Raw genomic sequence first — 12,887 nt, 5'->3', positions numbered from 1 at the left:
ATCGAGGTGTTCGGCTTGATGAAGATCACCGGGTCGACCGGCGCCTCGCCCCCCATCTCGGCCGCGGGGGGGGCGGTGTTATTTGCGGTTCAGAAGCACAATCTGGGCCCGGAGCGCCCCCGCCCGCCGGCCAACCCCCCCCGCGGCCCGCGGTTTCCACACCCTGGGGGGGGTGCCTCCCCCGGGCTAACCCGCCCCGCTCCCGCCGGCCGCGGGCCGCGTCCCGGGCGCGTTCGGGCAGGTGAGCCCGCCTCGATAGACTCCGGGGCATGCGCTTAGGTCGAGTTGCCAGTCCGGATGGAGTCGCGTTCGTCAGTATCGAGGGCGAGGGAAGCGATGCCACCGCCAAGGAGATCGCCGAACACCCGTTCGGCAATCCGACGTTCACCGGGCGGAGCTGGCCGCTGGCCGATGTCCGCCTGCTGGCGCCGATCCTGGCCAGCAAGGTGATCTGCATCGGCAAGAACTACGCCGCCCACGCGGCCGAGATGGGCGGCGAGGCGCCGGTCGACCCGGTGATCTTCATCAAGCCGAACACCTCGATCGTCGGCCCGAACGCACCGATCATCCTGCCGCCCAGCTCTTCCCAGGTCGATTTCGAGGGTGAGCTGGCCGTGGTCATCGGCCGTCCGTGCAAGGACGTGCCCGCGGCCAAGGCCGCCGAGGTCATCCTCGGCTACACCGTCGCCAATGACGTCACCGCGCGTGACCAGCAGCGTCACGACGGGCAGTGGACTCGCGCCAAGGGCTACGACACGTTCTGCCCGCTCGGGCCCTGGATCGAAACCGCGCTGGACCCAGCCGATCTGGAACTGGTCACCGAGGTCGACGGCGAGGTCCGCCAACGCAGCCGCACCTCGCTGTTCCTGCACGACATCCCGAAGATCATCGAGTGGGTGTCGACCGTGATGACCCTGCTGCCTGGCGACGTGATCCTCACCGGCACACCGGAAGGCGTCGGCCCGCTGCAGGCCGGGCAGAACGTGTCGGTCACCGTCGAGGGCATCGGCACCCTCACCAATCCCGTTGCCACCAAGCGCTGATACCGCGGAGAGAGAGTCATGACTGAAGTACGGGTCCGTTTCTGCCCGTCGCCGACCGGCACGCCGCACGTCGGCCTGATCCGCACGGCGCTGTTCAACTGGGCGTACGCGCGCCATCACGGCGGCACCTTCGTCTTCCGCATCGAAGACACCGACGCCGCACGCGATTCCGAGGATTCCTACCAGGCGATCCTGGACGCGCTGCGCTGGCTCGGGCTGAGCTGGGACGAGGGACCCGAGGTCGGGGGCCCGTACGAGCCCTACCGGCAGTCGCAGCGCCGCGATCTGCATCTCGAGGTCGTCCGCAAGCTGGTCGAGGCGGGCGAGGCCTACGAGTCGTTCTCGACGCCGGACGAGGTGGAGGCGCGGCACCGCGCCGCGGGCCGCGACCCGAAACTCGGCTACGACAATTTCGACCGCGATCTCACGGCCGAGCAGATCATGGCCTACAAAGCCGAGGGGCGACCCGCGGTGATCCGGTTGCGGATGCCCGATATCGATCTCAGCTGGAACGATCTGGTGCGCGGGGAAACGACCTTCAAGGCCGGGACCGTGCCCGATTTCGCGCTCACCCGCGGTAGCGGTGATCCGCTCTACACGCTGGTGAATCCGGTCGACGACGCGTTGATGAAGATCACGCACGTGCTGCGTGGTGAGGACCTGTTGTCCTCGACACCGCGTCAGCTCGCGCTGTACGCGGCGCTGGAGCGTATCGGGGTCGCCGAGTTCACCCCGGAGTTCGGTCATCTGCCATTCGTGATGGGCCAGGGCAACAAGAAGCTGTCCAAGCGCGACCCCGAATCGAATCTGTTCGTCCACCGGGATCGCGGATTCATCCCCGAGGGTTTGCTGAATTACCTCGCCCTGCTCGGCTGGAGCATCGCCGAGGACCGCGACGTGTTCTCCATGGCGGAGATGGTCGCCGCGTTCGACATTTCGACCGTGAATTCGAATCCGGCCCGATTCGATCAGAAGAAAGCCGACGCCATCAACGCCGAGCAGATTCGATTGCTCGAGCCGGGTGATTTCGGCCACCGGCTGCGCGAGTACCTCACCGCGCAGGGTCATATCGGCGCCGAAATCGACGAGAAGACGTTCCTGGCCGCCGCCGAACTGGTGCAGACCCGCATCGTGGTGCTCGGCGACGCCTGGGATCTGCTGAAGTTCCTGTTCGTGGCGCCCGCGGAGTTCGCCGTCGACCAGGCCGCCGGGAGCAAGAACCTCGGCGCAGAGGCCGATCCGGTCCTCGACGCCGCCATCGCCGCGGTGGAGCCGCTGACCGAGTGGACGACGCCGGCGCTGGAAGAGGCGCTGAAGAAGGCGCTGATCGAGGATCTGGGGCTCAAGCCGCGCAAGGCGTTCGCGCCGGTGCGGGTGGCCGTGACGGGCTCGCACATCAGCCCGCCGCTCTACGAATCGATGGAGTTGCTCGGCCGCGAGGTCTCCCTCGATCGGCTGCGCGCGGCGCGGGGCTGGGTGCCCACAGCGGAGTGAGCGCGTCCGGGGCGGGGTTCCGGCCCCGCCCCGGAGCGGAAAACAGCCAAAAATAGGCTTCTGACCAGGCGATTTGTAGTTTACCCCACTGTGTTTGGTAATCTTCTTCTCGCCGCGGAACACGGCCTCGCAACACCGACAACCACTCGGTGAGATGGGGGCCGAGCGTTTCCATCCTTGGGGTATGGTGTAATTGGCAACACAGCTGATTCTGGTTCAGCCATTCTAGGTTCGAGTCCTGGTACCCCAGCAAGGTTTCACTTCGGTGAGATCGTCCTGGCCCCGTCGTCTAGCGGCCTAGGACGCCGCCCTCTCAAGGCGGTAGCGCGGGTTCAAATCCCGTCGGGGCTACAAAGAAAGACCCCCGGTCGATATTCGACCGGGGGTCTTTCTCGTTCACAATCGCTTGTGCAGCGCCTCGGCGGCGGCGACCAGATCCGCCGCCCAGCGCGCGCCCGGCCGCCGGCCCATCCGATCGATCGGACCCGACACCGATACGGCGGCCACGACCGCGCCCGCCGCGTCGCGCACCGGCGCGGAGACACTGGCCACGCCCTGCGCGCGCTCCGCGGCACTCTGCGCCCAACCGCGCTTGCGGACCTCGGCGAGCGCCCGGTCGCCGAACACCGCGTCGGCGAGGACGGTCCGCTGCAGCTCCGGGTCGGCCCACGCCATCAGGACCTTCGCGGCCGAGCCCGCGGTGAGCGGTAGTCGCGAGCCGACGGGCACCGTGTCGCGCAGGCCGACGGGCGGCTCCAGCGCGGCCACGCAGACGCGCGCGTTGCCGTCGCGGCAGTACAGCTGGACGCTCTCGCCGGTGATCTCGCGCAGGCGGGGCAGAATGGCCCCTGCCGCCTCCACCAGTGGATCGGTGGCCCCCGCCGACAACTCGGTGAGGGCGGGGCCGGGACGCCACAGCCCGTTGCCGTCCCTGGCCAACAGCCGGTGCGTCTCCAGCCCGACCGCGAGCCGGTGCGCCGTGGCACGGGGCAGGCCGGTGCGGGTGCACAGGTCGTTGAGACCACATGGCTCGTCGGCGACGGCGTAGAGCACCGCCACGGCTTTGTCGAGAACACCGATACCGCTATGCTGTCTCATAGAACGATACTAACGTCTCATATCTTGAGATACCAAGTATGTCCGTCGAAAGGTGATCAAGCAATGGCCGAGCGCGCCCGCACACTGGCCGAGAAGGTGTGGGAACAGCACGTCGTCGTCCCTGGCGAAGGCGATGGTTCCTCCCGTGAACCCGACCTGATCTACATCGATCTCCACCTCGTGCACGAGGTGACCAGTCCGCAGGCCTTCGACGGGCTACGGGCGGCGGGCAGGCCGGTGCGCCGTCCCGATCTCACCATCGCGACCGAAGACCACAACGTCCCCACCGCCGACATCGACAAGCCGATCGCCGACCCGATCTCGCGCACCCAGGTGGAGACGCTCCGCCGCAACTGCGCCGAGTTCGGCGTGCGCCTGCACCCGATGGGCGACGCCGAGCAGGGCATCGTGCACGTCGTCGGCCCGCAGCTCGGCCTGACCCAGCCGGGCATGACCGTGGTGTGCGGTGACAGCCACACCTCCACGCACGGCGCGTTCGGCGCGCTGGCCATGGGCATCGGCACCAGCGAGGTCGAGCACGTACTCGCCACCCAGACGTTGTCGCTGCGCCCGTTCAAGACGATGGCCATCACCGTCGACGGCGAATTGGCCCCCGGGGTCACGAGCAAGGACCTGATCCTGGCCGTGATCGCGCAGATCGGCACCGGCGGCGGCCAGGGCTATGTGCTCGAGTACCGCGGCGAGGCGATCCGCAAGCTGTCGATGGAAGCGCGGATGACGATCTGCAACATGTCCATCGAGGCGGGCGCCCGCGCCGGCATGATCGCCCCCGACGAGGTGACCTACGAATTCCTGAAGGGCCGCCCGCACGCGCCGCAGGGCGCCGACTGGGACGCCGCGGTGGCCGCCTGGGAGGCGCTGAAGACCGACGAGGGCGCGGTTTTCGACGCCGAGGTGCACATCGACGCGAACGAGCTCACCCCGTTCGTCACCTGGGGCACCAACCCGGGGCAGGGCCTGCCGCTGGGCGCGAACATCCCGGATCCGGCCCAGATCGCCGACGAGTCCGAGCGTGAGGCCGCCGAGAAGGCGCTGCGCTACATGGACCTGACGCCGGGCATGCCGTTGCGCGAGGTCACCGTCGACACCGTTTTCGTCGGTTCCTGCACCAACGGCCGGATCGAGGATTTGCGCGCGGTCGCCGATGTTTTGAAGGGACGCCACGTCGCCGACGGCGTGCGAATGCTGGTCGTACCCGGGTCGATGAAGGTGCGGGCGCAGGCGGAAAAAGAAGGACTCGGCGAGATTTTCACCGCCGCGGGCGCGGAATGGCGCCAGGCGGGCTGCTCGATGTGCCTGGGCATGAATCCCGATCAGCTCGAGCCCGGCCAGCGCTGCGCCTCCACCTCGAACCGTAATTTCGAGGGCAGGCAGGGCAAGGGTGGCCGTACCCACCTGGTCTCCCCGCTGGTGGCGGCCGCGACCGCCGTCCGCGGAACCCTGTCCTCGCCCGCCGATCTGGCCTGAGCGCCCGACCTCCACGATCGAAGGAGAATCGTTATGGAAGCCTTCACTGTTCACAAAGGCATCGGGGTGCCGCTGCGCCGGTCCAATGTCGACACCGACCAGATCATCCCCGCCGTTTACCTGAAGCGGGTGACCCGTACGGGTTTCGAGGACGGCTTGTTCGCCGGTTGGCGGGCGGATCCGGACTTCATTCTGAACACCGAGCCGTACTCCCGCGGCAGCGTCTTGGTCGCCGGACCGGATTTCGGCACCGGCTCCTCCCGGGAGCACGCGGTGTGGGCGCTGTCGGACTACGGCTTTCGGGTCGTCATCTCCTCGCGTTTCGCCGACATCTTCCGTGGGAATGCGGGGAAGGGTGGCCTGTTGGCCGCGCAGATGTCACAGAACGATGTCGAAATGCTGTGGAAGCTGATCGAGGAACAGCCGGGTCTCGAATTGGTTGTCGACCTCTCCGCGCGCACCGTGACGGCGGGAACCGTCGTGTTGCCGTTCGATATTGACGACTACACCAGGTGGCGTCTGCTGGAGGGTTTGGACGACATCGGGCTCACGCTGCGGCGGGCCGAGACGATCGGCGAGTTCGAAAAGGCTAGGCCGTCATGGAAACCCGTGACGCTGCCGGAGCCTATTTCGCAAGCGTAATCACCACCGACGATTGGCGGGGCATCCCCTGGGGGCGGTAGCTGGACGTGTGCTAAACCACATGAATTTTGGCGTGGCACATAGACTCTTGCCCAAACTGGGTTTACCGTGGTACCTAGTCGGTCCGACGACGGGCCATTAGTCTGCGGAGGATTCAATGAACAAGGCGGAACTGATCGACGTTCTGACCGAAAAGTTGGGTACGGACAGGCGCACGGCTACTGCGGCTGTCGAGAACGTGGTCGACACCATCGTTCGCGCCGTGCACAAAGGTCAAAGCGTCACGATCACCGGATTCGGTGTGTTCGAACAGCGCAAGCGTGCCCCCAGGGTTGCCCGCAACCCGCGTACCGGGGAAACCGTGAAGGTGAAGGCGACTTCGGTGCCTGCCTTCCGGCCCGGTGCTCAGTTCAAGGCGGTGATCGCGGGCAAGCAGAAGCTGGCCGCGTCGGGACCCGCCGTGAAGCGGGGCGTGAACGCCCCTGTGGCGGCGAAGAAGGCGGCCGCCAAGAAGACGGCGGCCAAGAAGACCGCCGCCAAGAAGGCGACGCCGTCGAAGGGCCCCGCCAAGACCACCGCCCGTAAGGCAGCCACCAAGGCTCCCGCCGCCAAGAAGACCACGACGACGGCAGCCAAGAAGACCGCCGCCGCGAAGAAGACCACGGCGGCAAAGAAAGTGACCGCGGCCAAGAAGGCGCCCGCGAAGAAGGTGACGGCGGCCAAGAAGACCACCACGACCGCCGCCGCCAAGAAGACCACGGCCGCCAAGAAGGCCCCTGCCAAGAAGACAGCTGCGAAGAAGACTGCCGCCCGTCGTGCTCGTTGATGTTGATCCCGCCGCAGCGGGATCAGGTCGGGGAATGTGCACGTAGGCCGCATCACCCACCACTGGACCGAGAACGGCCCCGGGGATTCCGGGGCCGTTTCGGCTGTTTCGGGTCGGGCCGCCCTCAGGCTTTGACGAATCCCGTCGTGAGTGCGCGGTCCAGATGGTCGGCCGCGACTAATCGGTCGTTGCTGAACGACAATGCCCAGACGCTGCCCTTGCGATTGCGCGCGGGCGGCAGGGTGAGCTCACCCTGCTCGGCGAGCCATTGCACGAGATCGGGAATCACCCCGCCCTGGCTGCACACCACCGGTACCCCGCGATCGGTGATCAACGACAGAAAACGTTGCCGCGCCGCGTCTTTCGCTGAATCGTAACCTTGCTCGGAAAACATTGGCTCGCAATTGATTTCGGCGTTCAGCGCTTCGGCCAACGGGGTCACGGTTTGCACGCAGCGCAGCGGATCGGCCGAGTGGATCTCGGATGCGCCGAACGCCAGCAGATTCGGCGTCAGCGCCTTCGCCTGCGCGGCGCCCGTGGGTTCCAGCGGACGCTGGGCGTCGGGTCCGTCGAACTTGCCGCGCTTGCCCGCCTTGGCGTGGCGCACCAGCAGCACCGTGTCGGTGCGCGCGGGCAGCCGGGCGAACATCCGCACGACCTGACGGTCCATCGGATACGACAGCTGATCCATCACCCGGTCCAGCGGATACCAGCGCAACTGGTCGACCTCGGCGTTGACGGTGAACTCGCCCGCCTTCGCCTCGGCCGCCCAGTAGTACACCCGTTTGAGCTGACGGTGGCCCGGGATCGGATAGGTGACGTGCCCGAGGAACCGGCCGAGGACGCACGGCAGGCCGGTCTCCTCGCCGACTTCGCGCACCGCGGCGATGACCGGTGTCTCCCCGGGGTCGAGCTTGCCCTTCGGCAGCGACCAGTCACCGTATTTCGGCCGGTGGATCACGGCGATCTCGGGGCCGGTGTCGCCCGCCCGCCACACCAGCGCCCCCGCCGCGTAGATATTGGCCCGCACACGGGGATCCCGCATGGACAGCCCTGCGCCCTCGCTCACTGCTGATCGGGGCGTCGCAGCCGCATGAGGAACTGCTGATGGTCACGGACCTGCTCGCCGTCGGCATCGGTCGGGCTGGCCTGCCATCTGCCGTCCGGGCGTAGCACCCAGCAGCGTGTCATCGGGTCCAGCGCCGAATCGAAGACCACCGAGAGCTGTTCGGCGAGGCGGGGGTCCTTCACCTGCACCATCACTTCGACCCGGCGGTCGAGATTGCGGTGCATCATGTCGGCGCTGCCGATCCAGGTCTGGGCCTGCGCGCCGAACTCGATCACCCGGGAGTGCTCGAGGAACCGGCCGAGGATCGAGCGCACCTCGATGTTCTCGCTCAGGCCGGGAACACCGGGGCGCAGCCCGCAGATGCCGCGCACCACGATCTGGACCGGCACCCCGGCCAGGGAGGCCCGGTACAGCGCGTCGATGATCTGCTCGTCGACGATGGCATTGGCCTTCAGCCGGATTCGGGCGGCGGTATCGCCCTGTTCGGCCAGTTCGATCTCGCGGTCGATGCGTTCGATGATGCCGTCGCGCACGCCCAGCGGCGCGACCATCAGGTTCCGGTAGTCCTCCTTGCGGGAGTAGCCGGTCAGCGAGTTGAACAGGTCGGTCAGATCGGCGCCGATCTCCGGTGCGGCCGTGAACAACCCGAAGTCCTCGTAGAGCCGCGCGGTCTTCGGGTTGTAGTTGCCGGTGCCGATGTGGCAGTAGCGCCGGATGGTGGAACCCTCGCGGCGCACCACCAGGCAGGTCTTGCAGTGGGTCTTGAGGCCGATGAGGCCGTAGACCACGTGCACACCCGCCTGTTCCAGCGCGCGTGCCCACTTGATGTTGGCCTGTTCGTCGAAGCGGGCCTTGATCTCCACCAGCGCGACGACCTGCTTGCCCGCCTCGGCGGCCTCGATCAGCGCGTTGATGATCGGCGAGTCACCGGAGGTGCGGTACAGGGTCTGCTTGATCGCCAGCACCTGCGGGTCGGCGGCGGCCTGCTCGATGAAGCGCTGCACGCTCGTGGAGAACGAGTCGTAGGGATGGTTCACGAGCACATCGCCCTCACGCAGCGCCGAGAAGACATTGCGCGGGGTCTCGCGTTCGCCGAAAGCGGCGGGCGTGGCCGGAACATAGGGCGCGTCTTTGAGATCGGGCCGGTCGACGCCGTACACCTGCATCAGGCACGACAGGTCGAGCAGGCCGGGCACCTGGATCACGTCCGCCGGATCGACCTCGAGCTCGCGCAGCAGCAGTTCGAGCATGTGCTCGGTCATGTCGTCGGAGACCTCGAGCCGCACCGGCTTGCCGAAGCGGCGCCGCGCCAGCTCGCGTTCCATGGCCTGCAGCAGATCCTCGTCGCGGTCCTCGTCGACCTCGAAATCGGCGTTGCGGGTGATCCGGAACGAATGGGTCTCCACCACGGTCAGCCCGGGGAAGAGCAGATCGAGATGCGCGGCGATGAGCTCTTCCATCGGCAGGAACGCCGCGATCGCCGAGGGCGCCGCGGTGCGCCGCACGCGCACGAACCGATCGACGTTGTCGGGCACCTTCACGCGGGCGAAATGCTCACCGCCGGTGTCGGCGTCCTTCACCGTCACGGCCAGGTTCAGGCTCAGCCCGGAGATATAGGGGAACGGGTGCGCGGGGTCGACGGCCAGCGGTGTGAGCACGGGGAACACCTGATCGGTGAAATAGCCCGAGAGGCGCTGCCGTTCGTCGTCGTCGAGGTCGGCCCAGCCGATCAGGTCGATGCCGTGGGCGCTGAGCGCCGGATTGACGTCGTCGATGAACACGCGCGCGTGCCGGGCGGCCAGTTCCTGGGCGCGCGCGGCGATCATCTCCAGCTGTTCCGACGGTGAGCGGCCGTCGGCGGAGCGGACCGACAGTCCGGTCTCGGCGCGACGTTTGAGCCCGGCGACGCGGACCATGTAGAACTCGTCGAGATTCGAGGCGAAGATCGCCGCGAATTTCGCGCGTTCGAGCAGCGGCAGGGAGGCGTCCTCGGCGAGCGCGAGCACGCGGGCGTTGAAGTCCAGCCAGCTCAGTTCCCGGTTGAGGTAGCGATCCCGGGGCAATCGCTGGGTGGTGGTGTCGGAGCCCGCGCCGTTGGCGGCCGCGGGTGGCGGGGAAATCGGGGCCTGCTGCTTGATGGTTTCCGTATCGCTCACGTCCTCAATCATCCCCTACGGACCGGGCAGTTCGCAGTACGACATCGGGGGACTCACACCGAGGACTCGGTCGTGGCGACCATCTAGCACACCGTGCGCACGGGATCGCCGCCGTGCACGGACAATCCGAACGCGCGCAAAGTGTCCGCGGTATGGGTCCCGACTCCGATCGTACGGACCGTGTCGAGATCCGCCGGCGTATCGACATCGCAGCGCAGCCCGGGCCAGTGCCCGGTGAGCGCGTGCGCGCCCGCCGCGCGGTGGGCGCGGGCCGAATCGGCGCCGAAGCGGGGCGCCAGGTCGGCGGTGGTGTCGCGCACGAGCAGGGCGGCGGTTCCGGTGCCGGTGTGGTCGACGACGACCGAGCGCACCCCGTGCGGCGCCACCGTGAGCACCTCGGCCAGCTCGGCCGGGCGCAGCGCGGGCAGGTCGGCCTGGAGGGCGAGCAGATGGGCCGGACCGTGTCGGTCCCGCACCTCGGCGGCGCCGGCGGCCAGCGCGGAGTTGAGCGGATCGGGAGCGCCGGCCGGCTCGTCGATGACGTGCGCGCCGAGCGCCGCGGCCCGGGCGGCGACCAGCGGATCGGGCGTGACCACGGTCAGCGACAGCACCTCGGGCACCGCCGTCGCGGCGACCACCGTGTCGGCGAACATGGCGAGCACGAGCCGCTCCCGCTGTTCGGGACTCAGCATGTCGGCCAGCCTGCTCTTGGCCCGATCGATGTGCTTGACCGCCATCACGGCGTGCACGGTGTGCGGACGCATGTCCTCAATCCTTGCATGGCATATTGAGCAGATGACGAGGGCGGCGGTTATGGGCGCGGGGTCGTGGGGCACCGCGTTCGCGAAGGTGTTGGCGGAGGCGGGGACCGAGGTCACGATCTGGGCCAGACGCGACGAGGTGGCCGAGGCGCTGAACAGCGAACATCGCAACCCGTTCTATCTGCCCGGCGTGCAGTTGCCGCCGGTGCGTGCCACCGCCGACGCGCGGGCGGCGCTCGACGGAGTCGACCTGGTGGTGCTCGCCGTGCCGTCGCAGTCGCTGCGCGCCAATCTGGACCGGTGGAAAGGTGACATCGGACCCGACGCCACCCTGCTCAGCCTGGCCAAGGGCATCGAGACCGGCACGCTGCTGCGGATGAGCCAGGTGATCGAGGAGGTCACCGGCGCCGACCCCGGCCGCATCGCGGTGCTGTCCGGGCCGAACCTGGCCGGCGAGATCGTGCAGTGCCAGCCGACGGCCACCGTGATCGCCTGTACCGATCCCGCGCGCGCCGAGGTGGCCCAGCGGGCCTGCGCCACCGGCTACTTCCGGCCCTACACCAACACCGACGTGATCGGCTGCGAGATCGGCGGCGCCTGCAAGAACGTCATCGCGCTGGCCTGCGGGATCGCCGCCGGGATGGGGCTCGGCGACAACACCATCGCGAGCCTGATCACCCGCGGGCTCGCCGAGGTGATCCGGCTCGGGGTCGCGCTCGGCGCACAGCCGGTCACCCTGGCCGGGCTCGCCGGCGTCGGTGATCTGGTGGCCACCTGCACCTCGCCGCTGTCGCGCAATCGCTCCTTCGGCGCGGTGCTCGGCGCGGGCGGGTCGATGCAGGCCGCGCAGGAGGCGACCAATGGCCAGGTCGCCGAGGGTGTGAAGTCGTGCACATCGGTGCGCGCGCTGGCCGCGGCGCACCAGGTGGAGATGCCGCTGACCGACGCCGTGCACCGGGTGTGCCACGAGGGACTTTCGGTGAGCGAGGCGGTCGGCAGTCTGCTGGGCCGGCGGATCAAACCCGAGTAGGGCGATAGCGCCCCACGCCGGTCAAACCGTTACGGTGACGTTCATGACGAACCGGATCAAGGTGGCCGTGGTGTTCGGCGGACGCAGCAGCGAGCACGCCGTCTCGTGTGTGTCGGCGAGCAGCGTGCTGCGCAACCTCGATCCCGCGCGCTACGAAGCGGTACCGATCGGGATCACCGCCGAGGGTGGCTGGGTGCTCGCCGACGGCATCGGCGAACTCGCGCTGAGCCACGGTTCGCTGCCCGCTGTCGACGCGTCGGGCACCGCCCTCACACTGGCGGCCGACCCGAGCCGGTCCGGCACCCTGGTGGCGCTCGACGACGCGTCCGCCGCGCTCGGCCGCGTCGACGTGGTGTTCCCGATCCTGCACGGCCCGTTCGGCGAGGACGGCACCCTGCAGGGCATGCTCGAACTGGCGGGCGTCCCGTACGTCGGCGCCGGTGTGCTGGCCAGCGCCGCGGGCATGGACAAGGAGTTCACCAAGAAGTTGCTCGCCGCCGAGGGGTTGCCGGTGGGCGTGCAGGTCGTGCTGCGGCCCGGTACCGCCACCATGACCGCCGCGGAACGCGAGCGGATCGGGCTGCCCGCGTTCGTGAAACCGGCGCGCGGTGGGTCCTCGATCGGGATCACCAAGATCACCGACTGGGCCGAGCTGGACGCGGCCGTGGCCGCGGCCCGCGAACACGACCCGAAGGTGATCGTCGAAGCCGGCATCATCGGCCGCGAAGTCGAGTGCGGCGTCCTGGAATTCGCCGACGGGCAGGTCCGCGCGAGCGTGGTCTCCGAGATCCGGATGCCCGACGCCGACGCCGCCGCCCCCGAGTTCTACGACTTCGCCACCAAGTACCTCGACGACGTCTGCGAATTCGATGTGCCCGCCAAGCTCGACGACGACGTGGCCGATCAGATCCGGGAGCTGTCGATTCGCGCGTTCCGTGCGCTGGACTGCCAGGGGCTCGCCCGCGTCGACTTCTTCGTCACCGCGGACGGCCCGGTGATCAACGAGATCAACACCATGCCGGGTTTCACCCCGATCTCGCAGTACCCGCGCATGTGGGAGGCGACCGGTATCGACTACCCGGCGCTGGTGTCGACGCTGATCGAGACCGCCATCGCCCGCGGCACCGGCCTGCGCTGAGTCGTGGGGGGGGGGGGGCGCGGGGGGGGGGGGGGGGGGGGGGGGGGGCGCCGGGCGGGGGGGGGGGGGGGGGGGCGGGGGGCGGGGGGGGCGGGGCGCGCGGGGGGGGCGGGCGCGCGGGCGGGGGGGGGGGGGGGGGGGG

11 protein-coding genes, 2 tRNA genes and 1 pseudogene are annotated in these 12,887 nt (G+C 68.7%); 9 read left to right on the top strand and 5 right to left on the bottom strand.

The genetic code is table 11. The features are described 5' to 3' along the window. Window positions 1-80 (bottom strand): annotated as a pseudogene (locus QH270_RS04675) (fumarylacetoacetate hydrolase family protein); the annotation flags it as partial. A 189-nt stretch (window positions 81-269) separates the two neighbouring features. Here QH270_RS04675 and QH270_RS04670 point away from each other — a divergent pair. The 4 genes from QH270_RS04670 (at window position 270) to QH270_RS04655 (ending at window position 2,888) form a co-directional block, all read left to right on the top strand. Further along, the gene (locus QH270_RS04670; RefSeq protein WP_280339079.1) at window positions 270-1,043 is read left to right on the top strand and encodes a fumarylacetoacetate hydrolase family protein; all 774 of its coding nucleotides are present in this window, start codon (window positions 270-272) and stop codon (window positions 1,041-1,043) included. Window positions 1,044-1,061: 18 nt separating this feature from the next. Continuing rightward, a complete protein-coding gene (gene gltX / locus QH270_RS04665; protein ID WP_280339078.1) occupies window positions 1,062-2,537 on the top strand; it encodes a glutamate--tRNA ligase in 1,476 nt (491 codons plus the stop codon). A 178-nt stretch (window positions 2,538-2,715) separates the two neighbouring features. Next, a tRNA-Gln gene (locus tag QH270_RS04660) sits at window positions 2,716-2,787 on the top strand. A gap of 28 nt (window positions 2,788-2,815) precedes the next feature. Beyond that, window positions 2,816-2,888: transfer RNA gene (locus QH270_RS04655), tRNA-Glu, on the top strand. Between the two features lie 45 nt (window positions 2,889-2,933). Here the strand turns inward: QH270_RS04655 and QH270_RS04650 are convergent. Beyond that, window positions 2,934-3,635: an IclR family transcriptional regulator gene (locus QH270_RS04650; protein WP_110035937.1), complete on the bottom strand. Its 702-nt coding sequence runs from the start codon at window positions 3,633-3,635 to the stop codon at window positions 2,934-2,936. 63 nt (window positions 3,636-3,698) lie between these two features. Between QH270_RS04650 and leuC the strand changes: the two genes are divergently transcribed. From leuC to QH270_RS04635, 3 genes are all read left to right on the top strand, one after another. Then, window positions 3,699-5,123: a 3-isopropylmalate dehydratase large subunit gene (leuC, locus tag QH270_RS04645; protein WP_280339077.1), complete on the top strand. Its 1,425-nt coding sequence runs from the start codon at window positions 3,699-3,701 to the stop codon at window positions 5,121-5,123. Between the two features lie 33 nt (window positions 5,124-5,156). Next, the gene (leuD, locus tag QH270_RS04640) at window positions 5,157-5,765 is read left to right on the top strand and encodes a 3-isopropylmalate dehydratase small subunit (RefSeq protein WP_280339076.1); all 609 of its coding nucleotides are present in this window, start codon (window positions 5,157-5,159) and stop codon (window positions 5,763-5,765) included. A 157-nt stretch (window positions 5,766-5,922) separates the two neighbouring features. Continuing rightward, entirely contained in the window at window positions 5,923-6,591 is a 669-nt protein-coding gene (locus QH270_RS04635) for an HU family DNA-binding protein (RefSeq protein ID WP_280339075.1), read from the top strand. Window positions 6,592-6,715: 124 nt separating this feature from the next. Here the strand turns inward: QH270_RS04635 and QH270_RS04630 are convergent, their stop codons facing one another. The 3 genes from QH270_RS04630 to cofC form a co-directional block, all read right to left on the bottom strand. Beyond that, window positions 6,716-7,636 carry an NUDIX hydrolase gene (locus QH270_RS04630; RefSeq protein ID WP_280339073.1) on the bottom strand — a complete coding sequence of 307 codons (921 nt, stop codon included), beginning with the start codon at window positions 7,634-7,636 and terminating at the stop codon, window positions 6,716-6,718. A gap of 20 nt (window positions 7,637-7,656) precedes the next feature. Beyond that, the gene (locus QH270_RS04625) at window positions 7,657-9,828 is read right to left on the bottom strand and encodes an RNA degradosome polyphosphate kinase (RefSeq protein ID WP_280339071.1); all 2,172 of its coding nucleotides are present in this window, start codon (window positions 9,826-9,828) and stop codon (window positions 7,657-7,659) included. A gap of 71 nt (window positions 9,829-9,899) precedes the next feature. Next, window positions 9,900-10,580 (bottom strand): 2-phospho-L-lactate guanylyltransferase, encoded by a 681-nt coding sequence (cofC, locus tag QH270_RS04620; protein ID WP_280339070.1) that lies wholly within the window; start codon window positions 10,578-10,580, stop codon window positions 9,900-9,902. A 31-nt stretch (window positions 10,581-10,611) separates the two neighbouring features. On the opposite strand from cofC, the gene QH270_RS04615 reads away from it, so the two are divergent. Both QH270_RS04615 and QH270_RS04610 read left to right on the top strand, forming a co-directional pair. Beyond that, window positions 10,612-11,607: an NAD(P)H-dependent glycerol-3-phosphate dehydrogenase gene (locus QH270_RS04615; RefSeq protein ID WP_280339068.1), complete on the top strand. Its 996-nt coding sequence runs from the start codon at window positions 10,612-10,614 to the stop codon at window positions 11,605-11,607. Between the two features lie 43 nt (window positions 11,608-11,650). Further along, window positions 11,651-12,745 carry a D-alanine--D-alanine ligase family protein gene (locus QH270_RS04610; RefSeq protein WP_280339066.1) on the top strand — a complete coding sequence of 365 codons (1,095 nt, stop codon included), beginning with the start codon at window positions 11,651-11,653 and terminating at the stop codon, window positions 12,743-12,745. The last annotated feature ends 142 nt before the right edge of the window (window positions 12,746-12,887 follow it).

The organism is Nocardia neocaledoniensis, from assembly GCF_029868625.1.
Lineage (GTDB): Bacteria > Actinomycetota > Actinomycetes > Mycobacteriales > Mycobacteriaceae > Nocardia > Nocardia neocaledoniensis_A.
The sequence above is the reverse complement of the archived record's forward strand: the minus strand, read 5'-3'. Positions and strand labels throughout refer to the sequence as shown.

Coding starts and splice junctions, on each gene's coding strand:
- QH270_RS04630 (WP_280339073.1), bottom strand. CDS start 7,636: ATGCGGGATCCCCGTGTGCGGGCCAATATCTACGCGGCGGGGGCGCTG.
- gltX (WP_280339078.1), top strand. CDS start 1,062: ATGACTGAAGTACGGGTCCGTTTCTGCCCGTCGCCGACCGGCACGCCG.
- QH270_RS04625 (WP_280339071.1), bottom strand. CDS start 9,828: ATGATTGAGGACGTGAGCGATACGGAAACCATCAAGCAGCAGGCCCCG.
- QH270_RS04635 (WP_280339075.1), top strand. CDS start 5,923: ATGAACAAGGCGGAACTGATCGACGTTCTGACCGAAAAGTTGGGTACG.
- QH270_RS04610 (WP_280339066.1), top strand. CDS start 11,651: ATGACGAACCGGATCAAGGTGGCCGTGGTGTTCGGCGGACGCAGCAGC.
- leuD (WP_280339076.1), top strand. CDS start 5,157: ATGGAAGCCTTCACTGTTCACAAAGGCATCGGGGTGCCGCTGCGCCGG.
- QH270_RS04650 (WP_110035937.1), bottom strand. CDS start 3,635: ATGAGACAGCATAGCGGTATCGGTGTTCTCGACAAAGCCGTGGCGGTG.
- QH270_RS04615 (WP_280339068.1), top strand. CDS start 10,612: ATGACGAGGGCGGCGGTTATGGGCGCGGGGTCGTGGGGCACCGCGTTC.
- QH270_RS04670 (WP_280339079.1), top strand. CDS start 270: ATGCGCTTAGGTCGAGTTGCCAGTCCGGATGGAGTCGCGTTCGTCAGT.
- cofC (WP_280339070.1), bottom strand. CDS start 10,580: ATGCGTCCGCACACCGTGCACGCCGTGATGGCGGTCAAGCACATCGAT.
- leuC (WP_280339077.1), top strand. CDS start 3,699: ATGGCCGAGCGCGCCCGCACACTGGCCGAGAAGGTGTGGGAACAGCAC.